The sequence below is a fragment of the Vibrio sp. 10N.222.47.A9 genome (assembly GCF_963872585.1).
Taxonomy (GTDB): Bacteria; Pseudomonadota; Gammaproteobacteria; order Enterobacterales; family Vibrionaceae; genus Vibrio; species Vibrio splendidus.
In genome coordinates, this window is record NZ_CAWNBB010000021.1 from 84,420 (window position 1) to 109,103 (window position 24,684).

24 protein-coding genes, 1 riboswitch and 1 other annotated feature are annotated in these 24,684 nt (G+C 44.5%); of the genes, 6 read left to right on the forward strand and 18 right to left on the reverse strand.

What is annotated here, in order from left to right:
• Window positions 1-107: 107 nt before the first annotated feature.
• The 9 genes from hisIE to AACT19_RS04590 form a co-directional block, all read right to left on the reverse strand.
• Window positions 108-758 carry a bifunctional phosphoribosyl-AMP cyclohydrolase/phosphoribosyl-ATP diphosphatase HisIE gene (gene hisIE / locus AACT19_RS04550; RefSeq protein ID WP_076645492.1) on the reverse strand — a complete coding sequence of 217 codons (651 nt, stop codon included), beginning with the start codon at window positions 756-758 and terminating at the stop codon, window positions 108-110.
• Window positions 755-1,528, reverse strand: coding sequence for an imidazole glycerol phosphate synthase subunit HisF (gene hisF, locus AACT19_RS04555; RefSeq protein WP_017060270.1), 774 nt, complete (start codon window positions 1,526-1,528; stop codon window positions 755-757). The genes hisIE and hisF overlap by 4 nt, the downstream gene beginning before the upstream one ends.
• Window positions 1,510-2,247, reverse strand: a complete 738-nt coding sequence (gene hisA / locus AACT19_RS04560; RefSeq protein WP_017083265.1) for a 1-(5-phosphoribosyl)-5-[(5-phosphoribosylamino)methylideneamino]imidazole-4-carboxamide isomerase — start codon at window positions 2,245-2,247, stop codon at window positions 1,510-1,512. The genes hisF and hisA overlap by 19 nt, the downstream gene beginning before the upstream one ends.
• Before the next feature lie 43 nt (window positions 2,248-2,290).
• The gene (gene hisH, locus AACT19_RS04565) at window positions 2,291-2,905 is read right to left on the reverse strand and encodes an imidazole glycerol phosphate synthase subunit HisH (protein WP_016794414.1); all 615 of its coding nucleotides are present in this window, start codon (window positions 2,903-2,905) and stop codon (window positions 2,291-2,293) included.
• A gap of 24 nt (window positions 2,906-2,929) precedes the next feature.
• On the reverse strand, window positions 2,930-4,018 hold the full coding sequence (gene hisB / locus AACT19_RS04570; RefSeq protein WP_054541046.1) for a bifunctional histidinol-phosphatase/imidazoleglycerol-phosphate dehydratase HisB: 1,089 nt from the start codon (window positions 4,016-4,018) through the stop codon (window positions 2,930-2,932).
• A gap of 131 nt (window positions 4,019-4,149) precedes the next feature.
• Window positions 4,150-5,190, reverse strand: coding sequence for a histidinol-phosphate transaminase (gene hisC, locus AACT19_RS04575; RefSeq protein ID WP_017086080.1), 1,041 nt, complete (start codon window positions 5,188-5,190; stop codon window positions 4,150-4,152).
• A 9-nt stretch (window positions 5,191-5,199) separates the two neighbouring features.
• Window positions 5,200-6,501 (reverse strand): histidinol dehydrogenase, encoded by a 1,302-nt coding sequence (hisD, locus tag AACT19_RS04580; protein WP_076645494.1) that lies wholly within the window; start codon window positions 6,499-6,501, stop codon window positions 5,200-5,202.
• Window positions 6,501-7,397 carry an ATP phosphoribosyltransferase gene (gene hisG / locus AACT19_RS04585; protein ID WP_029222074.1) on the reverse strand — a complete coding sequence of 299 codons (897 nt, stop codon included), beginning with the start codon at window positions 7,395-7,397 and terminating at the stop codon, window positions 6,501-6,503. Before hisG ends, hisD begins: the two co-directional genes overlap by 1 nt.
• A 53-nt stretch (window positions 7,398-7,450) precedes the next feature.
• Window positions 7,451-7,586 (reverse strand) — a sequence feature (His leader region).
• A 189-nt stretch (window positions 7,587-7,775) separates the two neighbouring features.
• The gene (locus AACT19_RS04590; protein WP_026012259.1) at window positions 7,776-9,368 is read right to left on the reverse strand and encodes a Na+/H+ antiporter NhaC family protein; all 1,593 of its coding nucleotides are present in this window, start codon (window positions 9,366-9,368) and stop codon (window positions 7,776-7,778) included.
• 112 nt (window positions 9,369-9,480) lie between these two features.
• Window positions 9,481-9,658, reverse strand: a riboswitch (Lysine riboswitch).
• A gap of 364 nt (window positions 9,659-10,022) precedes the next feature.
• Between AACT19_RS04590 and AACT19_RS04595 the strand changes: the two genes are divergently transcribed.
• Window positions 10,023-10,433: an H-NS family histone-like protein gene (locus AACT19_RS04595; protein WP_004734569.1), complete on the forward strand. Its 411-nt coding sequence runs from the start codon at window positions 10,023-10,025 to the stop codon at window positions 10,431-10,433.
• Window positions 10,434-10,599: 166 nt separating this feature from the next.
• Here AACT19_RS04595 and AACT19_RS04600 read toward each other — a convergent pair whose 3' ends face one another.
• Window positions 10,600-11,904 (reverse strand): inosine/guanosine kinase, encoded by a 1,305-nt coding sequence (locus AACT19_RS04600; RefSeq protein ID WP_065681205.1) that lies wholly within the window; start codon window positions 11,902-11,904, stop codon window positions 10,600-10,602.
• Between the two features lie 102 nt (window positions 11,905-12,006).
• Window positions 12,007-12,276 carry a hypothetical protein gene (locus tag AACT19_RS04605; protein WP_004734567.1) on the reverse strand — a complete coding sequence of 90 codons (270 nt, stop codon included), beginning with the start codon at window positions 12,274-12,276 and terminating at the stop codon, window positions 12,007-12,009.
• A 203-nt stretch (window positions 12,277-12,479) separates the two neighbouring features.
• On the opposite strand from AACT19_RS04605, the gene mnmA reads away from it, so the two are divergent.
• The 3 genes from mnmA to purB all read left to right on the forward strand — a co-directional run bounded on the left by mnmA (window position 12,480) and on the right by purB (window position 15,801).
• Window positions 12,480-13,616 (forward strand): tRNA 2-thiouridine(34) synthase MnmA, encoded by a 1,137-nt coding sequence (gene mnmA, locus AACT19_RS04610; protein WP_004734566.1) that lies wholly within the window; start codon window positions 12,480-12,482, stop codon window positions 13,614-13,616.
• A 53-nt stretch (window positions 13,617-13,669) separates the two neighbouring features.
• Window positions 13,670-14,287 (forward strand): high frequency lysogenization protein HflD, encoded by a 618-nt coding sequence (hflD, locus tag AACT19_RS04615; protein WP_076645496.1) that lies wholly within the window; start codon window positions 13,670-13,672, stop codon window positions 14,285-14,287.
• A gap of 143 nt (window positions 14,288-14,430) precedes the next feature.
• On the forward strand, window positions 14,431-15,801 hold the full coding sequence (gene purB, locus AACT19_RS04620; RefSeq protein ID WP_076645498.1) for an adenylosuccinate lyase: 1,371 nt from the start codon (window positions 14,431-14,433) through the stop codon (window positions 15,799-15,801).
• 261 nt (window positions 15,802-16,062) lie between these two features.
• Here purB and htpX read toward each other — a convergent pair whose 3' ends face one another.
• Entirely contained in the window at window positions 16,063-16,926 is an 864-nt protein-coding gene (gene htpX / locus AACT19_RS04625; RefSeq protein WP_010439977.1) for a protease HtpX, read from the reverse strand.
• 277 nt (window positions 16,927-17,203) lie between these two features.
• Here htpX and AACT19_RS04630 point away from each other — a divergent pair, with 277 nt between their 5' ends.
• Window positions 17,204-17,371, forward strand: a complete 168-nt coding sequence (locus AACT19_RS04630; RefSeq protein WP_017078977.1) for a hypothetical protein — start codon at window positions 17,204-17,206, stop codon at window positions 17,369-17,371.
• A 110-nt stretch (window positions 17,372-17,481) separates the two neighbouring features.
• Here AACT19_RS04630 and bioD read toward each other — a convergent pair whose 3' ends face one another.
• The 4 genes from bioD to bioB are packed head-to-tail and all read right to left on the reverse strand — an operon-like array spanning window position 17,482 to window position 21,216.
• The gene (bioD, locus tag AACT19_RS04635; RefSeq protein WP_076645500.1) at window positions 17,482-18,165 is read right to left on the reverse strand and encodes a dethiobiotin synthase; all 684 of its coding nucleotides are present in this window, start codon (window positions 18,163-18,165) and stop codon (window positions 17,482-17,484) included.
• Window positions 18,162-18,965, reverse strand: a complete 804-nt coding sequence (gene bioC / locus AACT19_RS04640; RefSeq protein WP_076645502.1) for a malonyl-ACP O-methyltransferase BioC — start codon at window positions 18,963-18,965, stop codon at window positions 18,162-18,164. Before bioC ends, bioD begins: the two co-directional genes overlap by 4 nt.
• Complete coding sequence (bioF, locus tag AACT19_RS04645) at window positions 18,966-20,177, reverse strand: 8-amino-7-oxononanoate synthase (protein ID WP_076645504.1); 1,212 nt, start codon at window positions 20,175-20,177, stop codon at window positions 18,966-18,968.
• Window positions 20,164-21,216: a biotin synthase BioB gene (gene bioB, locus AACT19_RS04650; RefSeq protein WP_004734551.1), complete on the reverse strand. Its 1,053-nt coding sequence runs from the start codon at window positions 21,214-21,216 to the stop codon at window positions 20,164-20,166. The genes bioF and bioB overlap by 14 nt, the downstream gene beginning before the upstream one ends.
• 159 nt (window positions 21,217-21,375) lie before the next feature.
• Here bioB and bioA point away from each other — a divergent pair, with 159 nt between their 5' ends.
• Window positions 21,376-22,653: an adenosylmethionine--8-amino-7-oxononanoate transaminase gene (bioA, locus tag AACT19_RS04655; RefSeq protein WP_076645506.1), complete on the forward strand. Its 1,278-nt coding sequence runs from the start codon at window positions 21,376-21,378 to the stop codon at window positions 22,651-22,653.
• 104 nt (window positions 22,654-22,757) lie between these two features.
• Here the strand turns inward: bioA and AACT19_RS04660 are convergent, their stop codons facing one another.
• Window positions 22,758-23,024, reverse strand: coding sequence for a DksA/TraR family C4-type zinc finger protein (locus AACT19_RS04660; RefSeq protein WP_017083256.1), 267 nt, complete (start codon window positions 23,022-23,024; stop codon window positions 22,758-22,760).
• A gap of 211 nt (window positions 23,025-23,235) precedes the next feature.
• Window positions 23,236-24,543, reverse strand: a complete 1,308-nt coding sequence (gene serS, locus AACT19_RS04665) for a serine--tRNA ligase (RefSeq protein ID WP_076645508.1) — start codon at window positions 24,541-24,543, stop codon at window positions 23,236-23,238.
• Window positions 24,544-24,684: the final 141 nt, after the last annotated feature.

A 24,684-nucleotide genomic window follows, 5' to 3' on the forward strand; every position in this document is an offset into this window, starting at 1 on the left:
TGAAATCTTGAAATCTTGAAAATTAAAAAGCTAAAAAGCCCCGTAAACATACTTGTTTACGGGGCTTTTATCTGTCTTTTACGTGGTTTTATTAATCCAAAAAGAGCTTACTTATGGCGCTCTTTTAATTTGTTCACCACATCGTTCATCGATAAGCCTTGGTCTTGTAAAAGAACCATCAAGTGATAAATCAAGTCTGCTGATTCACACACTAATTCCGCCTTATCGCCCGACGTCGCCGCAAGCGCGACTTCAACGCCTTCTTCGCCCACTTTTTGCGAAATACGCTTGGTGCCACGGGCATATAAACTGGCAGTATAAGAAGATTCAGGGTCTGCGTCCTTGCGGGCAGCCAGTAGCTGCTCAAGCTGATGAAGCCACACCATCTGTGTTTCTTCTTGCTTGTCTCCATCCCAACACGTTGTTGTACCTGTGTGGCACGTTGGGCCAATGGGATTGACTTTAACCAGCAAGGTGTCGTTGTCACAATCCAATGACATGTTTTGCAGTTGCAATACGTTACCCGACGTTTCACCTTTGGTCCAAAGGCGCTCTTTAGTGCGAGAGAAAAACGTCACTTGGCCAGTTTCACCTGTTTTCTCGAGCGCTGCTGGGTTCATGTATCCCATCATCAGCACTTGGCTCGATTGGTAATCTTGAACAATAGCCGGCACTAAGCCATCTACTTTTTCCCAATCAATACGCTCTGACAATGCGCCTACTTCTGTTTTTGATAAGCTTGCGGTTTCAAAACTCATAGTCGCACCTCTACATCTTGTTGTTTTAAATACTGTTTAAGTTCACCAATATTGATGACTTGCTTGTGGAATACCGAAGCTGCTAACGCTCCGTCCACGTTGGTCTTCTTATAGGCTTCAGCAAAGTGCTCCATTGCGCCTGCGCCACCAGAGGCAATCAATGGCACATTACACACTTCACGCACCATGTTTAACTGGTCGATATCATAGCCGTTGCGAACGCCATCTTGGTTCATCATGTTCAACACAATCTCTCCTGCGCCACGCTTCTGTACTTCCTGCACCCAATCTTTGGTTTCCCACTTGGTTGCTTTGGTACGCGCTTCATCGCCTGTGAATTGGTAAACCTGATATTTACCCGTCTCTTTATCGAAGTATGAATCGATACCGACAACGATACACTGCACGCCAAATTTATCAGCTAGGTCAGTGATCAGCTGTGGGTTAGCCAATGCAGGCGAGTTGATGGATACTTTATCTGCACCAAACTCAAGAATGCGTGCTGCATCTTCCGCAGACTTAATACCACCAGCCACACAGAAAGGAATATCAATCACTTCTGCTACACGTTTCACCCAGCTTTTATCGACCACACGGCCATCACTTGATGCGGTGATGTCATAAAATACTAATTCATCAGCGCCCTCTTCTGCGTAGCGTTGTGCTAGCGGAACGATGTCACCAATAATTTCGTGATTACGGAATTGAACGCCCTTAACCACTTGTCCATCACGGACATCCAAACAAGGGATTATTCGCTTTGCCAACATGCAAATGCCTCCTCTGCGGTGAACTTGCCATCAAGCAGTGCACGACCAACAATCACACCCGCAACGCCGCTGCCTTTCAGTGCTTCGATATCAGCTAGGCTACCAATGCCACCCGATGATTGGAATTGCACTTGTGGGTACTGTTTACAGAGATCAACATAGAGCTCTACGTTTGACCCTTCTAGCGTGCCATCACGTGAAATATCTGTACACAGAACGTGTTTAAGGCCAACCGTGAGGTAATCTTCAATTAGCGCTTCAATGGTCACGCCTGAATCTTCTTGCCAACCTGAAATCGCCACTTTACGTGTGCCGCTTTCGTCAATGTTGATGTCCAGAGCCAGCACGATTTTTTCCGCGCCGTACTTCTCCATCCAACTTTTCACCAACTCAGGTTGCTTTACTGCTGTAGAACCAACCACAACGCGCTGTGCGCCAGCTTCTAGTAGATCAACAACATCTTGTTCGTTACGCACGCCACCACCAATCTGGATGTTCGCAGGCGTGCTAGCAAGTAGCTTAGCAATCAAGTCTAACTGACGAGCAGTGGTATCTTTTGCACCTGTTAAGTCAACAAGGTGAAGCCAGCCAGCACCAGCTTGGTGATAAAGGTTGAACTGCTCTGCTGGATCGACTTTGTATTCTGTTACTTGCCCGTAGTCCCCTTGAAATAAGCGAACTACTTGGCCTTCAATTAAATCTAATGCGGGAATAATCATTTACATTCCTTATCTGGCAACGGTAGCCGCTGCCTAATCCTTGTTACAATTCCAAGAAGTTCTGAATCAGCTTAGAGCCAGCTTTTGACGAACGTTCTGGGTGGAACTGAACACCATAATAGTTGCCACTTTGCACTGCGGCAGTGAACGGATTGCCGTAATCACATTGTGCGATTGTGTAGTCACCCACTGGCATTGCGAAGCTGTGTACAAAGTAGAAGTACTCGCCCTCTTCAATATCTTTGAATAGAGGGTGGTTAGGTGTCGCGGTTACTGTGTTCCAACCCATGTGTGGTAATGGCAAATCACCCGTTTCAAGTAAACGAACTTCGCCATCACACAATCCTAGGCATTCAACCAGCGCGTCAGCCTTTTGGCCTTTCTCTTGAGATAGTTTGCCTAACAGTTGCATACCTAAACAGATACCCAGCAGAGGCTTCTCTACTTGCTTCACAAGACTAACAAGGTCACGCTCTTGCAAGTTTTTCATTGCCTCACTTGCTGTACCTACACCGGGTAGGAACAGCTTGTCCGCAGCTAGAACAACTTTTGGTTCTTTCGAAATTTCAACTGCGTAGCCCAGACGTTCAATCGCAAACTTCACTGAGGAAACGTTGGCACAACCAGTATCAATAATAACGACTTTTTGATCTTTCATTGTTTTTCCTTGCTAACGTTAGCCTTACAGAACGCCTTTGCTGCTTGGTAACTCATTACCTTCAACTTTGATTGCTTGACGAAGAGTACGACCAAACGCTTTGAACAGGCTCTCAATAATGTGGTGATCATTATTACCAGCTGAAGAAAGGTGCAATGTACAAGCCAATGTATCGGTTAGAGAGCGGAAGAAGTGAACCACCATCTCCGTAGAAAGGTCACCCACTTGCTCGCGGCTAAACTTAGCATCAAATTTTAGGTACGGACGACCAGATAGGTCTAAAGCACACTGAGCTAAACACTCATCCATAGGCAAGCTGAAACCGAAACGGCCGATACCACGTTTGTCGCCTAATGCATCTTTAAGTGCTTGGCCTAAAGCAAGAGCGGTGTCTTCGATTGTGTGGTGATCATCAATGTGTAGGTCGCCCTTCACAGTCAGGTTCATCTGGAAACCGCCGTGTGTCGCGATTTGATCAAGCATGTGATCGAAGAAACCCATGCCAGTATCGATCTTGTTACCACCGGTTTCATCAAGGTTTACGGCTACCTTAATGTCAGTTTCTTTCGTTGTACGAACCACTTCAGCAACACGAGCATTAACCGTTAAATCTTTAACGATCTGTGGCCAGTTGAGTGTGCCTTCCGTTTCTGCATCCGGGCCGTATTGGATACCACGAATTGCCATGTTCTCAGCAAGTTGAAGATCCGTCATTCGATCGCCAATGACAACAGAGTGTTGGAAGTCGACTTTGCCGCCTTGTAGGTATTCTTTAACCATACCCAGTTTAGGCTTACGGCAAGAGCAGTTGTCTTCGTCAAAGTGAGGGCAAATAAGTACATCGTCAAACTTAACGCCTTGAGATTCGAAGAACTCCATCATCATATTGTGTGGCGCATCGAAATCTTCTTGTGGGTAGCTGTCGGTACCTAGGCCATCTTGGTTAGTGACCATCACTAAGCGGTAACCCGCATCTTGCAATGCCAGTAGGCTAGGGATCACTAGCGGTTCGAATTTTAGTTTGTCTAAACGGTCTACTTGAAAGTCAACTGGCGGCTCAACAATTAAGGTGCCATCACGGTCTATAAAAAGTATTTTCTGTTGTTTACTCACTTGAACTTCCTTTTAATTTTAAATCTGCTGGCCTAGCTAAAATCAAACGCTAACCCAAAATATTGGTTTCATTTGCCAGTCTGTTTTTAATCAACTCAGACTGACAAATGTTATTAATGGTAAGCCTTTCGTTACTGAAAAAAGTTACGAATGAATCCAAGTGTCTTTTCGCACTCTTCGCGGTTACCAATACTAATACGAACACAGTCTTCAATTGGCGAATTACGCAAGATGATGCCCGTGTCCCATGCCGCTTTGAACAACTCATCGCCGTTCGGGAATTTAACCAGCAGGTAGTTACCCCAACCATCAAATACCGTCACTTGAGGCATACCCAACAAACCAGCTTGCAAATACGCTCGGTTAGCACTTAAATCCAGAACTTGGAACTTCGCTCGCGCAAGCCCTTGTTCAGAAAGCGCTTGAACGGCAATGTCAGCAACTGGAATCGGAACCGGGTAAGGCGCAATCACTTTCAACAGTACATCGATAAGCGCTTTGTTCGCCAGCGTAAAGCCACAACGTAAACCCGCCAGAGCAAAAGCTTTCGACAAGGTACGCAGAATCGCAAGGTTCGGATATTGCTCAAGCAAGTCGACCGTTGACGCTTCTGGACAAAAATCGATATACGCTTCATCCATCACCACAATCGCTTTGTCTTGCGTCATTTCAAGCAGTTTGATGATGTCTTTGCGATCAACCAAGTTACCCGTTGGATTGTTTGGGCTACAAACAAACACTACTTTCACGTTGTCTAGTTGAGCTTCAATAGCAGGAAGATCCAATTGCCATTCAGCCGTCAAAGGCACAACCTTGCGCTCAACACCAATCGTCTCGGCACTGATAGCATACATACCGTAAGTCGGAGGGCAGTACAGAATCGAGTCTTCGTTCGGCTCGCAGAAAGCTCGAATCAAAAGTTCGATACCTTCGTCAGCGCCACGAGTGGTCAGCGTTTGCTCTGATTTCACGCCTGCATATTGAGCGTAAGCATCGATCAGCTCTTTAGGCTGGCACTCGCTGTAGCGATTAAGACGAGACAAGTTTAGGTTGTACTCGTTATCAAACGGAGACTCGTTAGCGTTTAGCCACACATCTCCGCTGCCACCAATGCGTCTTGCAGACAAGTAAGGTGTAAGAGCCTGAACTTGTTTTCTTGCTAACTTTTCCATGCCCTACCCTTATTTCGCTTTATTTAACTTTTCAATTCGGATGGTCACAGCACGTTTGTGCGCATCCAAACCTTCGGCTTCCGCCATTGTAACTACCGTTGGCGCTAGGCCTTTCAAGCCATCAGCCGTTAACTCTTGTACCGTCATACGCTTAGAGAAATCAGCCAAACCTAGACTTGAATAGGTTTTGGTATAGCCGTAAGTAGGAAGAACGTGATTTGTACCTGATGCGTAGTCACCTGCAGACTCTGGAGACCAGTCACCAAGGAAGATTGAACCTGCATTGTCTAGTAACGGCAGCAATTCACGTGGATTCTTGGTCTGAACAATCAAGTGCTCTGGACCGTAGAAGTTAGAAATCGCAATCGCTTGAGTGATCGATTCAGCAATGATGATTAGGCTTGAAGCCAATGCTTGCTGAGCGATGTTCGCACGAGACAGTTCTTTCAGTTGCTTCTGAACCGCATCGGTTACTTGGTCGGCAATAACTGGCGATGGTGTTACTAATACAACCTGTGAATCTGGGCCATGTTCAGCTTGGCTCAGTAGATCAGCAGCAATGAAGTCAGCATCCGCTGTTTCGTCTGCAATCACCATCACCTCCGATGGGCCTGCCGGCATATCAATCGCAGAACCACGGAAGTCGTTACTCACTTGGCGCTTAGCTTCCGTTACATACGCATTACCAGGACCGAAAATTTTATCTACTTTAGAGACACTCTCCGTACCGTAAGCCATCGCCGCAACAGCTTGACCACCACCTACATTGTAAACCTCATCGATTTTACAAAGATTAGCGACATACAAGATTTCATCCGCGATTGGCGGAGGTGAACAAAGCACAACCTTGCGACAACCCGCGATTTGAGCGGGTACACCTAACATAAGAACCGTTGACGGAAGTGGCGCGCTGCCACCCGGAATATAAAGGCCAACAGTATTAATAGCGCGTGTCACTTGCTCACACACAACGCCTGGCTGTGTTTCAACCTTAATTGGCTGCGGCTTCTGAGCTTCGTGAAACTTAGCAATATTGCTATAAGCTTGCTCTAACGCTTGCTTCATTTCTGGTGTTAAACGAGCACATGCCTCTTCAATCTCAGTCGAGCTGACTCGAATGGATTCTGGAGTCACACGATCGAACTTTCCAGTCAGTTCTTTAAGTGCGGCATCGCCTTCATTTCGTACTTTTGCAATAACATCAGAAACAGTCGCTGTGATGTTTGCACCTTCAGTAATAGCTGGACGCTCTAGTACCGAGTCTTGCTGTGATTCACTTAAAGATTGCCAAACAACGGTTCTCATCGTCACTACCCCATCATTTTTTCGATTGGTAATACTAGAATCGAGCTTGCACCCAACTCTTTCAGCTGTTCCATAGTTTCCCAGAACAAGTTCTCGGTACTTACAAGGTGAACGGCAACTTTGTCTTTGTCTGTTGATAGTGGAAGAACAGTAGGATCTTCAGCGCCAGGCAATAATGCTTTGATTTGCTCTAGCTGAGATGTTGGAGCGTGAAGCATGATGTACTTCGACTCTTTCGCTTGCTGAACACCTTGCATACGAGTCAGTAGCTTTTCAATTAATGCTTCTTTGTCTGCATCAAATTCGCCAGTGCGTTGAATTAACGTTGCTTTAGATTGGAAGATAGCTTCTGCTTCTTTTAGGCCATTCGCTTCTAGCGTAGCGCCTGTAGAAACCAAATCTGCGATAGCGTCTGCTAGGCCTGCGCGAGGCGCAACTTCAACCGAACCCGTTAGCATACAAGCGCTGAATTCAACACCCTGCTCATCCATGTAGGCTTTCAGTAGTTGTGGGTAAGTTGTCGCAATACGTTTGCCTGCTAGATCTTGTGGGCCGTTGTATTCTTCGTCTTTGTTAATCGCGATAGAAAGGCGGCAACCACCGAAGTCTAAACGACGTAGTGTGCGAAACTCTGATGGCTCTTTTAAAGCAACACGGTCTAGGCGAACTTCTTCTAGTTCATTTTCACCGATGAAACCAAGGTCAACCACACCATCCATGATAAGACCTGGGATGTCGTCATCACGAACTAATAACAAGTCGATTGGCATATTTAGTGAATGAACAACTAAACGCTCACCCATGATGTTAAATTTAACACCACATTTTTTAAGTAGATCTTGGCACTCTTTACTTAAGCGACCTTTCTTTTGAATTGCGATTCTTAGGCGTTGTGTCTGCATTGCTGTATCCCTGTGCAAATATTTGAATTTATTGATTATTTAAAAGTGCTAAAACTAAAAAACCCTCGGAAGACTTTGTCGTCCCGAGGGTTTAAATCTAAATTCTTTGACTTAACCTCCGGGAGAATTCTTGCTCCCGGGTATACGTAAATCTCCCCGAAAGACTAGATAGGGTGATGATGGTGATGAATGTTCATTACTAATTTACGCATACTTATCAGCTCTTAGGTTGTTTGCTGTCTTGTCTCCACACTAACTAAGCTGACACCCTTTTTCAACCATTTATTCGAACTTTTTTCACGAAATTTAAAATTAAATTAACGAGCACAAAAAAAGGGAGGCAAACGCCTCCCTTTTCATTATTCAATCAAGTGATGATTAGCTTTTGCACGTCGACATTTTACAACGTGAGAAATAAGCCAATGCAAAACATACTGCCACAAACGTTAGAGACGCTGCCCCGAATGCGATGCCAGTTGATGATGTCATACCTAGAGTGATGAAGCCGATACACGATACGAACGCCACAGACAGCGCATAAGGAAGCTGAGTCGATACGTGGTCAATGTGGTTACAACGAGCACCTGTAGAAGACAGAATCGTTGTGTCTGAGATTGGAGAACAGTGGTCACCAAATACAGAACCAGCAAGAACCGCACTTAACATCGGTAGAATCAGCGCGATGTCAGAAGCTGCAGCCATGTCACCCGCGATAGGAAGCATGATACCGAACGTACCCCAAGATGTACCTGTCGAGAATGCCATTAGGCCAGCAAGAAGGAACAAAATAACCGGTAGCCAGTGGTAATCAATGTTGCCAGTTGCTAGAGATGATAGGTACGAACCTGTTTTCATGTCACCGATGACAGAACCGATAGTCCAAGCGAACACAAGAATCAGGATAGCGCCAAACATAGAGCTAGCACCGATCCACATTGTTCTTGCGATATCAGACATTGGTAGCTTTTGCTTAAACACTGTCGCTAGCGCAACAAGCAGACCTAAAACACCACCGTAAACAAGAGACTTGCCTACATCTGTATTTTCGAACGCACCAAGCAGGTTGAATGCTTGACCGTCAGCAGCCAGCGCTTGGCCACCCGTGTAAAGCATAGCGGCAACTGTTGCTACGATTAACGATACGATTGGCATAACGAGATCAGAAACAGAACCGTTTTCGCTCTCTTGAATATCTAGCTCTTCGTTTAGATCGTGAGCTTGCTTTTGATCGTTGTCGCCTTCAAAGCCACGGCCTTGAGATGCTTCGATCTCATGTTCACGCATCTTACCAACGTCTAGACCGAACCACGCAACGGCAAATACCATTAATAATGCGAACACAGCGTAGAAGTTCATTGGGATAAGACGAACGTAAGCACCCAGTGCAGAATACTCTGTCACACCGTGTGTCACTAGGATGCCACCAATAATAGTGATGATGTAAGCACCCCAGCTAGAAGCCGGCATAATTACACACATTGGAGCAGCGGTAGAATCTAGAATATAAGCTAGCTTAGCGCGAGATACGTAGAAGCGGTCTGTTACAGGACGAGAGATAGCACCTACCGCTAAGCTGTTGAAGTAATCATCGACAAAGATGAATACGCCTAAGAAGGCAGCAAGTAGTTTTGAACCACGTTTGCTCTTCACACGAGACTGTGCCCACTCTGCGAATGCGCGAGTACCACCAGATAGTGTGAGTAATGCAGTTGTCATTCCGAGAATAATTAGGAATGCGATGATGCTCATGTTCCAAGTGTTAATGCCACCATCTTCGATGAAAACACCAGATGCTTTAGTGAACACGTAACTAGCTGCGTTACCTACTGAGTAGTCAGCAAGTAGAATCGCACCCATAAAAATACCAACACCTAAGGAAACCAATACACGGCGGGTAACAATTGCTAGAGTCAATGCAACCAAAGGAGGAAGCAGCGATAAAGGCGATGTTGCAAAATCTATTAAATTCATGATCTTCAAAAACCAGTTTTTTATTTGGCTAGAGATCTACTGCAGACAAACTTGATACGACTTATCAAGCTCATGTTGAACTAAGCGAAAGGGAAGTGAACACTTCACCCAACCCTACAGTAGCGCTCCATAGTTTAAAATTAAGACTATGGCAGTGTTGTACCTATTGAGCACAACCCCAGCAAATTGCTTAGATATACAATTTACTTCGGCAATTAGACCTTTCATTCCCGCTCATTGGCATCACCCCAACGAAAACTACTTTTTATAATTGCACCTCTACGTGCGATAACATTATTAACTGTGTAAACCAGAGTTTAACAACAAATTAACCAAAGCATCGCATCAGGTAGCCGCAATTGTACCCATCAAGAGCAACAATGCAACATATCATTCCGACAAAAATGTCTTTTTGTTAATGAACTAATCAATAAAAAAATAGTCTACATATAACAATTACTCCACCAGTCACATATCGATTTTTAAGATAATCTTAATAATTATTATAAATTCATCAAAAGTGAGTCGTTTCTTTTTCAACTATTCATCTCACTTTTATATTTAAATAACCAATACAAGAAATACTATTTGTTTTATTCCTAGGCTCTGTTTATTATTAGGAGGATTATTTAGTTTACCTTGATGGGAAATATCATGTCTGAATTAACAAAAACACTATTAAATATCCGCAGCCTTCGTGCGTTCTCACGTGAATTAACTCTTGAGCAACTTGAAGAAGCGCTAGACAAGCTGACTATTGTTGTACAAGAGCGTCAAGAGTCTGAAGCTGAAGAACGTGCTGCTAAAGCAGAGCAAGAAGCTAAGCTTTCTGCTATTGCTGAACAAATTGCAAAAGACGGAATTGATGTTGCAGATCTTATTGCTGCACTTTCTGGTGAAGCAAAATCTAAAACAACTAAAGCTAAACGTGCTCCTCGCCCAGCGAAATACAAATACGTAGACGCAAACGGCGACGAGAAAACTTGGACAGGTCAAGGCCGTACGCCTTCAGCTATCCAAGAACAGCTAGATGCTGGTAAATCTCTAGAAGAGTTTGCTCTTTAAGGCATCATGTTTGCTAAGTGAATAATCAATAAAACACTAAGCAATAGAATTAATATTAAGTCGACTAAAGTATTATTTACGGCTTCAATATATTCAGAAACAAAAAAGGCTCCTTTCGGAGCCTTTTTTATATTTCACTATTAGAAATATAAATGAAAAAGATATCTTATCTTTCCCAGTATGCTTCTTCTAGACTATCTTCTCTTTCAGGAAGGCCACGAGACAAGCGAGGAGAGTGCTGAACCAACACTTCATAACTTGCACGGTTTGAATATTTACAAACTTGTGAGAAAGATGAATACGTTAAAAATGCATGTTGGTGTTTGCTAGAATTCGGTACATTTTCTTTATGATATTTATTTGCTGCCATATCATGTAATAAAGCCGACAGCGCCGCATCCCCTGCACCATTGGTATTCTTGATCTTTTCTGGACCACCCATGTAAGGCGCGATATGCGAATAGATTTTCGTTGGGTTGTCACATAACTCTTTATGTGCAGGACGGCTAAACTCATAGCGATTAAATTCTGCAATCGAGCCTGGTAACAACGGCAATGAAGTTTCACGCTTCACCGCGTCTTCAGTATAACCCGCCATGAATAAGCCAACAGGGCCTGCCGTACATAGAACTAAGTCTACCCACTCTAGTGCTTTGTCTGAAGCAGCAAGAGGATCGCTTTCTCCGGTTAAGGCTTCAGCTTCGTCTTCATTCATTGCAACAACAGTGACGTGCTGTTCAAGGAAATCTTTCCAGAACTCTGGATCATCTTGAATAACGAACTTAGTACCAAGAGTTAAAACAACAGGCACATCGTATTTCTTCGCGTATTCGATAGCTTTCATTGTTGCTTCAGGCATAGGGTCACCTGGTTTACAACGAACTAAATACGCCGTTAACACTAAAGCAGAAGCACTTTTGAAAATTTTCTCAGGGATGCTTTCTGGTTTTAATTGGTTCATTTGTCCTTCGCTAATTGCGAAAGTACGTTCACCATCTTCTGTAATTAATGCAAAGCAGCGACCAATTGCGCCATCTACCCCTTGTAAATGGTTCAGATCCATTCTGCTTGATGTATTACATAAATAGCGGTAACCGTAGCTACCAATTTTAATATCTTGGCTCATTACACCCAATAGCGTTGAACGGTCATCCGCAAGTACTGAATAGTTGTGTAATGTATTACCAATAGTGCCACCAGCGTATTCATTGGTAATCAGACACTGTTCTTTTAATTCTTGATACAAGGATTCAGCAGCGTCATCACCAATAACCAGTGAGTGTCCCTTACTTAGGCCATATTTTTCGATTAGCTCAGAACTCACTTTCGCTTCAATATCCACCAAAGTTTGATCAATACCGATAATATGAGTACGTGACATTCTTTTGCTAGTTTGAGCTTGGCTTACTAAAGGATCACGAGCGTGAACCGGAAAATAGTGCTTTGATTTACGTTGTCCAGGGAATTTCATAAGGCTAGTCTAAGTCAAGGGGAAATAGGTGGCGGATTCTACCGCGCTATATTTAACGCGGCAATCTTTCAAACTATAGCAAACGTTTGCGAGGCTATTTTTTTATTCGCCTTCCATAAAGCTTAAGTCAGGTAGCATACCCAAATGCTCGGCGTAACGTTTTTGATTAAACTCAGCGCCGTTTTTCATTACATCAAATACTTCAATAGCCAGTGCACATGCCATAGCCGCAATCGCCTCTTCACGAGGAGTTCCTGTCATCATTAAACGCATCAGCGTCTCTTTCACTTTCACAGGTTGGCCATCTTCAAGTTGGTTTTCGATAATCTCGATCAACTGTTCTTCTTGCATAAACTCATTTTGTTCAGACATTTTTTATCTCAGGTCTTGGATTTCGAGCGACTATGCCACATATAGATCTGACATCCTAGCGAGTCTCCTCGCGTTCATGCGATTCTCTAACGAATTCAGCGCAATATTTGTGCAAATGAAACTGTGATTCCGGTCTCGGATCTGTCGCGGTGTTTCTCTTTCTGTTAGAATCTGCGACCAAGTAATAGTAACGGTGTTTAGACATGTCAGATATCAGCTCTGGAAACAGCGAAAAGAAAGTAATTGTCGGTATGTCCGGCGGTGTAGATTCGTCAGTATCGGCGTATCTTCTTCAGCAACAAGGCTATCAGGTAGAAGGCCTTTTCATGAAAAACTGGGAAGAAGACGATAACGAAGAATACTGCACGGCAGCTGAAGACCTTGCTGATGCTCAAGCGGTATGTGACAAACTAGGTATCCACCTTCACACTATCAACTTTGCAGCAGAGTACTGGGATAATGTATTCGAGTACTTTCTTGAAGAATACAAAGCGGGTCGTACACCGAACCCAGATATCCTTTGTAACAAAGAAATCAAATTCAAAGCATTCTTAGAGTTTGCGGATGAAGTATTAGACGCAGACTACATCGCGATGGGTCACTATGTTCGTCGTACTTTCCCAACACAAGAAGAGCTCGATGCTGGCGTAAAACCAGAAATGCTACGTGGCTTAGACGGCAACAAAGACCAAAGCTATTTCCTATATACGCTAAGTTCAGATCAAGTGGCACGCAGCCTATTCCCAGTTGGTGAATTAGAGAAGCCTGAAGTGCGACGCATTGCTGAAGAGCAAGACTTGATCACAGCGAAGAAAAAAGACTCAACAGGTATCTGCTTTATTGGTGAGCGTAAGTTCACAGAATTCCTTGGCAAATATCTACCGGCTCAACCAGGTAACATCGAGACACCTGAAGGCCAAGTTATTGGTCAACACCAAGGTTTGATGTACCACACGCTAGGTCAACGTAAAGGCCTGCATATCGGTGGCACCAAAGGCGGTGGCGGTAATGAAGACCCATGGTTTGTTGGTGAAAAAGACCTTAAACGTAATGTTCTGATCGCGGTACAAGGTAAAGACCACCCTCTTTTAAAATCAGAAGGTTTGATCGCTTCTCAGCTTCATTGGGTAAATCGCACACCAATTACTGAAGTTATGACATGCACGGTAAAAACACGTTACCGTCAGACTGATATTCCTTGTACAATCATCCCAATTGACGATGATAACATTAAGGTTATCTTCGATGAGCCGCAAATCGCTGTAACGCCAGGCCAGTCGGCTGTGTTCTACCAAGATGAAGTCTGTCTTGGTGGTGGTATCATTGAAAAGCGCATCTAATCGAATCTAATCGAACGAACAACAAACGATAGAAAACAACTAGGAGTTACTACGTGGCTAATACACTTTATGACCGTACTATTGCTTTCGCTGGAATTTGCCAAGCTGTGGCTTTGGTTCAACAAGTAGCGAAAGACGGCCGTTGTGATAAAGATGCCTTCGAAGCTTCACTCAATGCCATTTTAAATACTAACCCAGCGAACACTGTGGGTGTATTTGGCCGTGAGGCGAACCTAAAGCTAGGCCTTGAATGCTTAGTAAAAGGTATCGACAGTACTCCTGCTGGTAGCGACATTACTCGCTACATCATCAGCTTGATGGCGCTTGAACGTAAACTATCTGCTCGTAATGACTCTATGTCACAGCTTGGCGATCGCATTCAAACTGCAGAGCGTCAAACTGAGCACTTCGATCTGTTTGACGAGCAAATGATCAGCAACCTTGCGAGCATCTACTTAGATGTAGTGAGCCCTATTGGCCCTCGTATTCAGGTTTCTGGTACGCCAGCAGTACTTCAACAGACATCGAGCCAGCATAAGGTTCGTGCTCTGCTGCTATCAGGAATTCGAAGCGCTGTGTTATGGCGTCAAATTGGCGGCAAACGTCGCCACCTTATCTTCGGTCGCAAGAAGATGATCGAGCAGGCTCAAATCCTGCTAGCTCGCATGTAATTTATTAGCTCGCGCCTCGTCGCGAGCTTGTTTTTTGTACCAACACAACTCTCACGCAAACGATTGCGCAATATGCGTGACAATTGAGATTGTTACTGGTATAAACCTCTCAAAATTTAGAAAACTCAATTCAGGAGAACACCATGGAACTGTCAGCATTGACTGCTGTTTCACCAGTAGACGGCCGTTACGGAAGCAAGACTGTTGCATTACGCAGCATCTTTAGTGAGTTTGGCCTACTAAAGTACCGCTCTATCGTTGAAGTTCGTTGGTTACAAAAGCTTGCAGCTACAGATGCAATCAAAGAAGTACCAGCGTTCAGTGCAGAAGCTAACCAGTTTCTTGATGAACTAGCAGCTAACTTCAGTGAAGAAGATGCTCTACGTATCAAAGAGATCGAGCGCACGACTAACCACGACGTTAAAGCGGTTGAGTACTTCTTGAAAGAGAAAGTTGCTGGCGTTCCTGAACTTCACGCTGTAAATGAATTTATTCACTTTGCATGTACTTCTGAAGACATCAACAACACCTCTCACGCGCTTATGCTTAAAGAAGCTCGTGACACAGTGATTCTTCCAGAAATCCGTAACGTAATTGATGCTATCAAAGCACTTGCGAACGAGTACCGTGACATTCCATTACTGTCTCGTACACACGGTCAGCCAGCTTCTCCTTCTACGATGGGTAAAGAGATGGCTAACGTTGCGTACCGTATGGAACGTCAATTCAAGCAAATCGAAAACGTTGAGATCCTTGCGAAAATCAACGGTGCTGTAGGTAACTACAACGCACACCTTTCTGCATACCCAGAAGTTAACTGGCACGAATTCAGCGAAGAGTTCATCACTGAATCTCTTGGCGTAAATTGGAACCCATACACAACTCAAATCGAACCTCACGATTACATCGCTGAGCTATTTGATGCGGTTGCGCGTTTCAACACCATCCTTCTAGACTTCGACCGTGACGTTTGGGGCTACATTGCTCTTGGTCACTTCAAACAGAAGACTATTGCTGGCGAAATCGGTTCTTCAACAATGCCGCATAAAGTTAACCCAATTGACTTCGAAAACTCTGAAGGCAACCTTGGTCTAGCTAACGCAGTATTTAGCCACCTAGCACAAAAACTTCCAGTTTCTCGCTGGCAACGTGACCTAACTGACTCTACGGTTCTTCGTAACCTAGGTGTTGGTGTTGGCTACGCTATCATTGCATACACTTCGACTCTGAAAGGTATTAGCAAGCTAGAAGTTAACCGTGCTGCGCTACTTGCTGAACTAGACAAGAACTGGGAAGTATTGGCTGAACCAGTACAAACAGTAATGCGTCGTTACGGCATCGAGAAGCCATACGAGAAGCTAAAAGAGCTAACTCGTGGTAAACGTGTAGATGGCGAAGGCATGCGTGCATTCATCGATGGTCTTGAAATCCCTGAAGACGAGAAAGTACGTCTAAAAGAGATGACGCCAGCGAACTACATCGGTCAAGCAATCGAGCTAACTGACAAGCTGTAAAATTCGAATTTCGAATCACAGAATAGACTAAGGCTTCCCATGTGGAAGCCTTTTTGTTGCGTAGAAAAAATGTCTCGAACAGTAGTCCCTAAGTAAACGACAGTCGTCAATCAAACCTGACTTGTCCTACTCACCTCCCCCATTCAAATACTGCAAGCCACATTAGACAAACATCCTTAAATGCCAAGATCAAAAAAGGCCTCCCGAAGGAAGCCTTTAGAATACATATTGCCGCTTAACGATAGCAGCTTGTGTTAGAAATTACATGTTACGTAAAGACGCAATACGCTTGTCTAGCGGTGGGTGGCTCATTAGAAGCTCTGTTAGAGACTTCTTACCGTTGATACCAAATGCCATCATAGAACCTTCTAGTTGTGGCTCATGGCTCACCTTTAGACGCTCTAGCGCTGCAATCATCTTCTCTTTACCCACTAGGTTCGCTGCACCTGCATCGGCATGGAATTCACGATGACGGCTGTACCACATCGTAATGAAGCTTGCTAAGAAACCAAATACCAATTCCAACACCATAGACACACCGAAGTACACCATCATGTTGCTGCCACCCTCTTCTTCGTTGTCATTCGACGCAACAATGTTGGCGATGAAACGAGATAGGAAGATAACGAACGTGTTCACTACACCTTGCATTAACGTCATGGTCACCATATCACCGTTCGCGATGTGGCTCACTTCATGCGCTAATACTGCTTCAGCTTCATCACGCGTCATGTTGTGCAGCAGGCCTGTTGATACTGCGACCAATGAATCGTCACGCTTAGCACCTGTCGCGAATGCGTTGATGTCAGGCGAGTCGTAGATCGCCACTGTTGGCATACCAATACCAACTTGTTGAGATTGACGGCTTACCGTCTCCATCAACCAATGTTCTGTTTCGTTACGTGGGCTTTCAATTACCATGCCGCCTACTGAGCGTAGCGCCATTTTCTTTGACATCATTAATGAGATGAATGAACCGCCAAAACCAAACACCGCAGCCATTAACAACAAGCCTGAAAGGCTTCCTGGTTGCATACCTGTGACTGCATATACAATATTAAGAACAACACTTAGTACCAATACAACCGCAAGGTTGGTTGCAAGGAACAACATTACTCGCTTCATTACTTATCTCCGCATGAAAGCTGTTTTTATAAAACTTATTGTTATAGACAAGGCAGACAGCAATAGATTCCAACCTTGAAGACTTATACTTACTTATACATATAGTCTTAGATTAAGAAAACAAGGTTAAGCATTAAATTGCAACATTTGATTACGAGATTGTAGATGAGTTAATCACGGTCTATTAGACCTAAGTCGTATGGTGTCGATATAACAATCCGTTTACAGTGACCTCAGATGATTTATTGGCTAGTCCATGTACAAAAAGGGAACGATCATGGTTGAAGGTACTAACACTCAAATGGCTATCGATTTACTGTGCTGTCACCTAGGGATTACTGAAGAAGAAGCAAAAAAGCAGATTGGGATCCTAACACCACAAACGGCACAGACAAAAATCACAGAAACGCAACAAGCATTAATGGGACTGACAAAAGAACATTAATCCCAAACTTGTTCAAAAGACCCGTTTTTACAAACGTATGGTCTAAAGGCTTAAAATAGCAAAAGGGCTGCAATCGCAGCCCTTTTCTTATTTAGTACACAAGGTGAGAATTAAAGCGCAAGCAAAGGCTGCACATCAATGTACTTACCAATGTTCTTAGACTTTGCTCTTGGTACGTAAGGGATTTCACCTAACTTCGGCGCACCTAGCTTGTCTTCAAGCATCGCAATAATATCAGCATAATGTTCAGTGCCTGGATTAATGCGGTTCGCTACCCAACCTACTAGGTTTAGACCATCTGCACGAATCGCTTCAGCAGTTAACAGAGCGTGGCTCAAACAACCCAGCTTAATACCCACAGTTAGGACAACTGGAAGCTGCTCTTTCTTAACCCAACTAGATAAGTATTCGTCATCTGACACGGGGACACGCCAACCACCAGCACCTTCAACTAAAACGATGTCAGAGTTTTGCTTATGCTCTTCTAGCTTCGCTGATAATACCGCTTCATCAACCACGACACCGTCATGCTTAGCTGCGATATGAGGTGATGATGGTAGCAACAATGCATACGGGTTAACGTCTTCGTAAGCAACATCTTGCGTCGCAGCTTCTTGAAGGTGCAATGCATCACTGTTACGTAACCCTTCAGGGTATTGTTCACACCCTGCAGCAACTGGTTTATAACCAATTGTTGATAAATTCTGTGCGGCCAAAGCTTGAAGAATCGCTTTTGAAACCACAGTTTTTCCCACTTCGGTATCCGTACCTGCAATGAATAATGCATCAATCATAATTGAATAACCCCTAAACAAACTTGATATGTTGCTGGTAAGAAACCTTGATGGTTTTTAAACTCTCGATATTCCCGTTCAACAAGCTGCAACATGCGGCGACTTGTTAAACCTTGTGAGCGACCACTTACGTGATTAGCGCCGATACCTTTAAGGTCGCGCATCAGTTCAAACGCAGTGTCGTACCAAACGGTGATGGTGGACAAGTCTAGTTGATGAGCAGTACAGCTAGATTGCGCTAACGCAATTTTTACCTGATTGATTGTAATAAAATGGTTAACGTGTTGATGTGCGTCAATTTTGGACCATGATTTTTCCAGTTCAAACAGTGACCCATCAAGCAAAGTTGAGAAAATCACACGCCCGCCAACCGCTACAACGCGCTTCATCTCTTTTAAAGGCGAGGATAAATCATCACACCATTGCAACGCTAAGCTTGAAAAAACGATGTCAAAACACCCATCTTCAAACGGCAATTGTTCAGCATCGGCTTGTTGATATAAAGAAACCGATGCACCACAGCGCTGCTCTGCCCTTTCTAACATTCCAACAGAAAGATCAGCACACACCACTTCAGCACCACGCTTTATCATCTGCTCAGAGAAGTAGCCAGTACCACAACCTAAATCGAGCACCTTTAAGCCAGAGAGGTCTCTCGGTAGCTTGTCTAGGAGTCGGTAGCCGACATCGCGCTGGAACTCAGCGTGCTTGTCATACGTTGTCGCTGCTTTACCGAAGGCTTCGGCAATCGCACTCTTATCTTGGCCTACGTAATTATGCACTACTGCTTCTTGTGACATTTACTGAGCCTCTTTCTTTAATTCAAAGCTTGATTCTATGCTTGGTTTGCTTCCAGAGTCGTTGCTTCGCTCTATTGCTTGAAGCAACGAGTCAGTTAACTGAAGAATCTGTTCCTGACTATGGTTCGCCGTTAAGGTAATACGCAAACGAGCAGTCCCAATAGGCACCGTTGGTGGCCTTATTGCCGTTACCCAAACTTGATTGCGCTTTAACTCTTCGGCAATAGATAATGCAGCTTGAGCTTCGCCAATAACGAACGGCTTGATTGGGGTCTGAGTATCAATAAAGCCTTTCACGCCACTCATCTGCTCAGCATAAAGGGCGCCAAGTTCTGTCAACTTCTCTCGACGCCATTCTTGCGTCTGAATCATCTGACACGCATGAGACAAAGCCACCGCTTGTGAAGGGGGCATCGCTGTCGAATACACATGATGACGAGCAAACTGAGTTAAGTAGTCACCCACCTCTGACGAACAAAGAATCGCAGCACCAGAAAGGCCAAATGCTTTACCAAAGGTCACCACCAAGATATCAGGTGAGATTTGTGCCGCACTGCAGCTCCCAGCCCCTTTATCACCTAATACGCCAATACCGTGGGCATCATCAACCGCCAACCAACTGTCGTATTGATGAGTCAGGTTAGATATCTGGTTAAGAGGCGCTTTGTCGCCATCCATGCTAAACACACCTTCAGTCACGACTAACGATTGTGGAGAGCGACTTAGTAAAGACTCGAGGTGCTGCGTATCGTTGTGCTTGAAACGTTTCATTGTCGCAGGAGAAAGCATCCCCGCTTCCATCAAAGAGGCGTGGTTAAGCTTATCTTGCAGTAGAGAATCGTCTTTCTCGAGCAGAGAAAACAACAAGGCTTGATTAGCACTGAAACCAGAACTAAAGAGAATGGCACGTTCAAAGCCAAGCCATTCACACAGCTGAGCCTCTAAATTTCGATGAGCAGGACTAAAGCCCGTGACCAATGGCGATGCTGCACTGCCAGCACCATATTGGGAAAGTCCGGTTTGCCATGCATCGACCAGTTCAGGATCGTTTGCCAAGCCTAAATAGTCATTACTCGAAAAGTTAATGAAGCGAGAACCTTCACTATTAAGCAAAGGGCTATTGCTGTTTTCGAGTACCTTAAGTTGACGAGTTAAACCTTGCTCACGGCGATGAGCAAGGGCACTTTTGATACGAAGTTTAAACAGTGGCATCGTAGAACATGTCATCTTTCGTTGGACGAGCAGCAACGCGCTCCACCACTTGATCTAACAGTTCGTTTTCTTGAATTTCATCAGGCTTCTGAGCCACTTGTTGGCTGTTGATACCTAACTTCTTAAACAGCTGCATATCCGTGTCTTCATCTGGGTTTGGTGTAGTCAGTAACTTACAACCGTAGAAGATAGAGTTCGCGCCAGCCATGAAACACATCGCTTGCATCTGTTCATTCATATTCTCACGACCCGCTGATAGACGAACCGCAGACATTGGCATCATGATACGAGCAATGGCAATCAGTTTGATAAAATCGAAAGACTCAACATCGTCGACGTTTTCCATCGGTGTGCCTTTCACTTTTACGAGCATGTTGATTGGCACACTTTCAGGGTGTACAGGAAGGTTAGCAAGTTCAACAAGTAAGCCGGCACGGTCATTGGTGCTTTCACCCATACCAATAATACCACCAGAGCAGATCTTCATACCGGCATCACGCACGTGAGATAAGGTATCTAAACGATCTTGGTAAGTACGAGTAGTAATGATGCTGCCGTAAAACTCAGGAGACGTATCAAGGTTATGGTTGTAGTAATCCAAACCCGCATCCGCTAACTCACCCGCTTGATCGGGCGTTAACATGCCCAGTGTCATACAGGTTTCCAAACCCATGCCTTTCACACCTTTGATCATGTCTGTAAGGTGAGGCATATCGCGCTCTTTCGGGTTTTTCCATGCAGCGCCCATACAAAAGCGAGTTGAGCCCGCATTCTTAGCTTTTAGCGCAGCATCCAAAACACGCTCGACTTCCATTAAGCGTTCTTTGTCGACATCCGTTCGGTAGTGAGCACTTTGAGGGCAGTACTTACAATCTTCAGGACAAGCACCCGTCTTTATCGATAGAAGCGTACTCACTTGCACGTGGTTGTGCTCTTGGTACCGTCTATGAACGACTTGAGCTTCAAACATTAAATCCATAAACGGTTTTTCAAGCAGTGCTGTTACTTCAGCAACTGTCCAGTCATGACGAACTTCCACGTGTCGATCCTTTTTTATTATTTGATGTTGCATCTCTATTAATAGAGATTGCATTTATGCTTGGCTAGTCTACCGACAAGCTTTAGACTGTCAACACATTGATAATATCAAAAGTTTACATCTGGTTATTTTTTAACCACGTCAAGAATGGAAGTTACTATGGATCTCGCCTTTGACCGCCAGCATATCTGGCATCCTTACACATCAACGTTAACACCTCTGACCTGCTACCCAGTCACCAACGCAGACGGTGTTTACCTAGAATTAGAAGGCGGAAAACGAATTATTGATGGTATGTCATCTTGGTGGTCAACCATCCACGGCTACAATCATCCAAAGCTCAATGCTGCGGCTCACAGCCAAATCGATAAGGTTTCACACGTTATGTTTGGCGGTATCACCCACCAGCCCGCTATCGATTTATGTAAGAAACTGCTGAATTTAACGCCAAGTAATCTAGAGCACGTATTCTTGGCCGATTCAGGTTCAGTGGCTGTGGAAGTTAGCCTTAAAATGGCACTGCAGTACTGGCATGCTAAAGGGCAACCGCGTTCAAAGTTCCTAACGCTAAGAGATGGTTACCACGGCGATACCTTCGCAGCAATGTCGGTGACCGATCCAGATAACTCGATGCACAGCCTTTACAAAGGCTTTTTGCCTGAGCACATTTTCGCTGATTCGCCAAAAACTGGCTTTTGGGATGAGTGGAATTCAAGTGACATCAATAGCTTTCGAGAGAAACTCACAACCCATCATGCAGAGGTTGCCGCCGTAATCTTAGAGCCTATCGTTCAAGGCGCTGGCGGCATGCGTATCTACCACCCTGAGTTCCTAAAACAAGTTCGCTTACTGTGTGATGAATTCAACGTATTACTTATTTTGGATGAGATTGCGACCGGGTTTGGCCGAACAGGCAAACTGTTCGCCTGTGAGCATGCCGATGTTCAACCAGATATCTTATGTGTAGGCAAGGCTTTAACTGGCGGCTATATGACGCTGTCAGCGACGCTTGCGAGTAAAGACGTTGCTGACACGGTATGTGGTGGTGAAGCCGGTTGCTTTATGCACGGGCCAACCTTTATGGGCAACCCTTTAGCTTGTGCTGTGGGTGCAGCAAGTTTATCCATCATCGAGCAAGGCCATTGGAAAAATCAGACTCAACAGATTGAGCAACTCTTTTCTGAGTTGCTACCACCGTTGCGAGAGCATGATCTTGTCAAAGACGTTCGTTGGTTAGGCGCTATTGGCGTTGTTGAAACACATACACCTGTCGATATGGAAACCATTCAAGCGCACTTTGTAGAGCAAGGTGTTTGGATCCGCCCGTTTGGTAAGTTGATTTATATGATGCCTCCGTTCATTAGCAAGCCTGAGCACATCGAGAAACTTGTTTCCGCTATTAATTGCGCATTAAAAGATCGCCACTGCTTTAAATAGAAGACAAAGCTATTACCTCTCCTTACTGGTTCATTTGCTATCTGCAATATTGAAGTTAAGGAGAGGTCGGTTCATTATTATCGACAATAGAGAACGACCGCCTTCTAACGAAGTTGGCTGTCTTTACTTGCTCTGCGATTGAACAATGAGTGACGATGTGCAACGTGTTCAAACATGGACTGGCATCCAATACAGAAACGCACGCCTTTAATCGCTAGCCGTCTCTTTTCTGATATTTCATCACCGCACTCGTCACAATAATGCAAGCTTTCCCCACTTTGAATGCTCCCTCTTACACGAGAGATTTCATCATCAATGGTATTTTGAATTTGCTGACTGACGCTATCGTCACCTGCCCATCCTACGGCCATAAGTCCTCCTCTGTATTTGCATGAGAAAATTTGTACCTACCGCGGTAAGAGCGCATTATAACCATTTCTGAGTGATGTAATAATAACCAAAATTAGAGAAACACTATTACAAATGAGTAATGAAACTGGCCCTCGACTTACTGCTTTCCGGTGTAACAGATAATAAAAAACCCAGCCGATTGACTGGGTTTTCGTATAACAGTTTTACTGATTAACCAATGTGCGTTACGCCGCCCATGTATGGTTGAAGTACTGTTGGGATAACAATACGGCCATCTGCTTCTTGGTTGTTCTCAAGAATAGCAACCATAGTACGACCAACAGCAAGACCAGAACCGTTTAGTGTGTGTACAAGTTCAGGTTTCTTCTCGCCTTTACGACGGAAACGAGCTTGCATACGACGCGCTTGGAAATCCCACATGTTTGAACAAGAAGAGATTTCACGGTAAGTCTCTTGTGCTGGAACCCATACTTCTAAGTCGTAAGTTTTCGCAGAACCGAAGCCCATGTCACCTGTACATAGAATCACTTTACGGTAAGGAAGCTCTAGAAGTTGAAGTACTTTCTCAGCATGACCTGTTAGCTCTTCAAGCGCTGCCATTGAGTCTTCTGGCTTAGTGATTTGTACTAGCTCAACTTTGTCGAATTGGTGCATACGGATAAGACCACGAGTGTCACGACCGTAAGAACCCGCTTCAGAACGGAAACATGGCGTGTGAGCTGTCATCTTAAGTGGCAGTTCAGCTTCATCAGTAATCGTGTCACGAACCATGTTCGTTACCGGTACTTCTGCCGTAGGGATAAGCGATAGAGTCTTAAGAGGTACGTCACTTACTTGTTCAGTTAGCGGGCTTGTGTGGAACAAGTCTTCGCCGAACTTAGGAAGTTGACCAGTACCGTATAGGCTATCGTGGTTCACTAGGTACGGTACGTACATTTCTGTGTAGCCGTGCTCATCAGTGTGAAGGTCCAGCATGAACTGAGCAATAGCACGGTGTAGACGTGCAAATTTGCCTTTCATCACGATGAAACGAGAACCTGAGATTTTAACTGCGCTAGCAAAATCAAGACCGCCAGACATTTCGCCAAGATCTACGTGATCTTTCACTTCGAAGTCGTAAGTCTTAGGTTGACCCCAACGAGAAACTTCTACGTTGTCGTCTTCATCTTTACCATCTGGCACTTCTGCATCAGGTAGGTTAGGAATTGACATGGTGATCGTTTCTAGCTCAGATTGAAGCTCAGCCAATGTTACTTTAGCTTGGTCTAGTTCTGCGCCTAAGTTGCCTACTTCAGCAAGGATACGCTCAGCTTCTTCATGGTCGCCTTTTGCTTTCGCTTGACCAATGGACTTCGATCGAGAGTTACGTAACGCTTGCAGCTCTTCAGTTTTCATCTGAAGGGACTTACGTTTTTCTTCAAGTTCACGAATTGTCTCTACATCAAGGGTGAAGCCTCGACGTGCTAATTTTGCCGCTGTTTCATCCAGCTCAGCTCGAAGTAATTTAGAATCCAGCATTGCTAATCCTATGCTTTAGTTATTTGAATATTCAGTAGATTGCTACTGAATCACTGCTAAACCCCTAAAACTGGTGCTATTTCGACCAATTTCAAACGATTTAATTGAATTTTTATGACTGGGTAACGATATCCAAAAAAG

Excerpts from the sequence above, each read along its gene's own strand:
- hisIE (WP_076645492.1), bottom strand. The coding sequence starts at position 758 with ATGAGTTTTGAAACCGCAAGCTTATCAAAAACAGAAGTAGGCGCATTG.
- hisF (WP_017060270.1), bottom strand. The coding sequence starts at position 1,528 with ATGTTGGCAAAGCGAATAATCCCTTGTTTGGATGTCCGTGATGGACAA.
- hisA (WP_017083265.1), bottom strand. The coding sequence starts at position 2,247 with ATGATTATTCCCGCATTAGATTTAATTGAAGGCCAAGTAGTTCGCTTA.
- hisH (WP_016794414.1), bottom strand. The coding sequence starts at position 2,905 with ATGAAAGATCAAAAAGTCGTTATTATTGATACTGGTTGTGCCAACGTT.
- hisC (WP_017086080.1), bottom strand. The coding sequence starts at position 5,190 with ATGGAAAAGTTAGCAAGAAAACAAGTTCAGGCTCTTACACCTTACTTG.
- hisG (WP_029222074.1), bottom strand. The coding sequence starts at position 7,397 with ATGCAGACACAACGCCTAAGAATCGCAATTCAAAAGAAAGGTCGCTTA.
- AACT19_RS04590 (WP_026012259.1), bottom strand. The coding sequence starts at position 9,368 with ATGAATTTAATAGATTTTGCAACATCGCCTTTATCGCTGCTTCCTCCT.
- AACT19_RS04595 (WP_004734569.1), top strand. The coding sequence starts at position 10,023 with ATGTCTGAATTAACAAAAACACTATTAAATATCCGCAGCCTTCGTGCG.
- AACT19_RS04600 (WP_065681205.1), bottom strand. The coding sequence starts at position 11,904 with ATGAAATTCCCTGGACAACGTAAATCAAAGCACTATTTTCCGGTTCAC.
- AACT19_RS04605 (WP_004734567.1), bottom strand. The coding sequence starts at position 12,276 with ATGTCTGAACAAAATGAGTTTATGCAAGAAGAACAGTTGATCGAGATT.
- mnmA (WP_004734566.1), top strand. The coding sequence starts at position 12,480 with ATGTCAGATATCAGCTCTGGAAACAGCGAAAAGAAAGTAATTGTCGGT.
- purB (WP_076645498.1), top strand. The coding sequence starts at position 14,431 with ATGGAACTGTCAGCATTGACTGCTGTTTCACCAGTAGACGGCCGTTAC.
- htpX (WP_010439977.1), bottom strand. The coding sequence starts at position 16,926 with ATGAAGCGAGTAATGTTGTTCCTTGCAACCAACCTTGCGGTTGTATTG.
- AACT19_RS04630 (WP_017078977.1), top strand. The coding sequence starts at position 17,204 with ATGGTTGAAGGTACTAACACTCAAATGGCTATCGATTTACTGTGCTGT.
- bioD (WP_076645500.1), bottom strand. The coding sequence starts at position 18,165 with ATGATTGATGCATTATTCATTGCAGGTACGGATACCGAAGTGGGAAAA.
- bioC (WP_076645502.1), bottom strand. The coding sequence starts at position 18,965 with ATGTCACAAGAAGCAGTAGTGCATAATTACGTAGGCCAAGATAAGAGT.
- bioF (WP_076645504.1), bottom strand. The coding sequence starts at position 20,177 with ATGCCACTGTTTAAACTTCGTATCAAAAGTGCCCTTGCTCATCGCCGT.
- bioA (WP_076645506.1), top strand. The coding sequence starts at position 21,376 with ATGGATCTCGCCTTTGACCGCCAGCATATCTGGCATCCTTACACATCA.
- AACT19_RS04660 (WP_017083256.1), bottom strand. The coding sequence starts at position 23,024 with ATGGCCGTAGGATGGGCAGGTGACGATAGCGTCAGTCAGCAAATTCAA.
- serS (WP_076645508.1), bottom strand. The coding sequence starts at position 24,543 with ATGCTGGATTCTAAATTACTTCGAGCTGAGCTGGATGAAACAGCGGCA.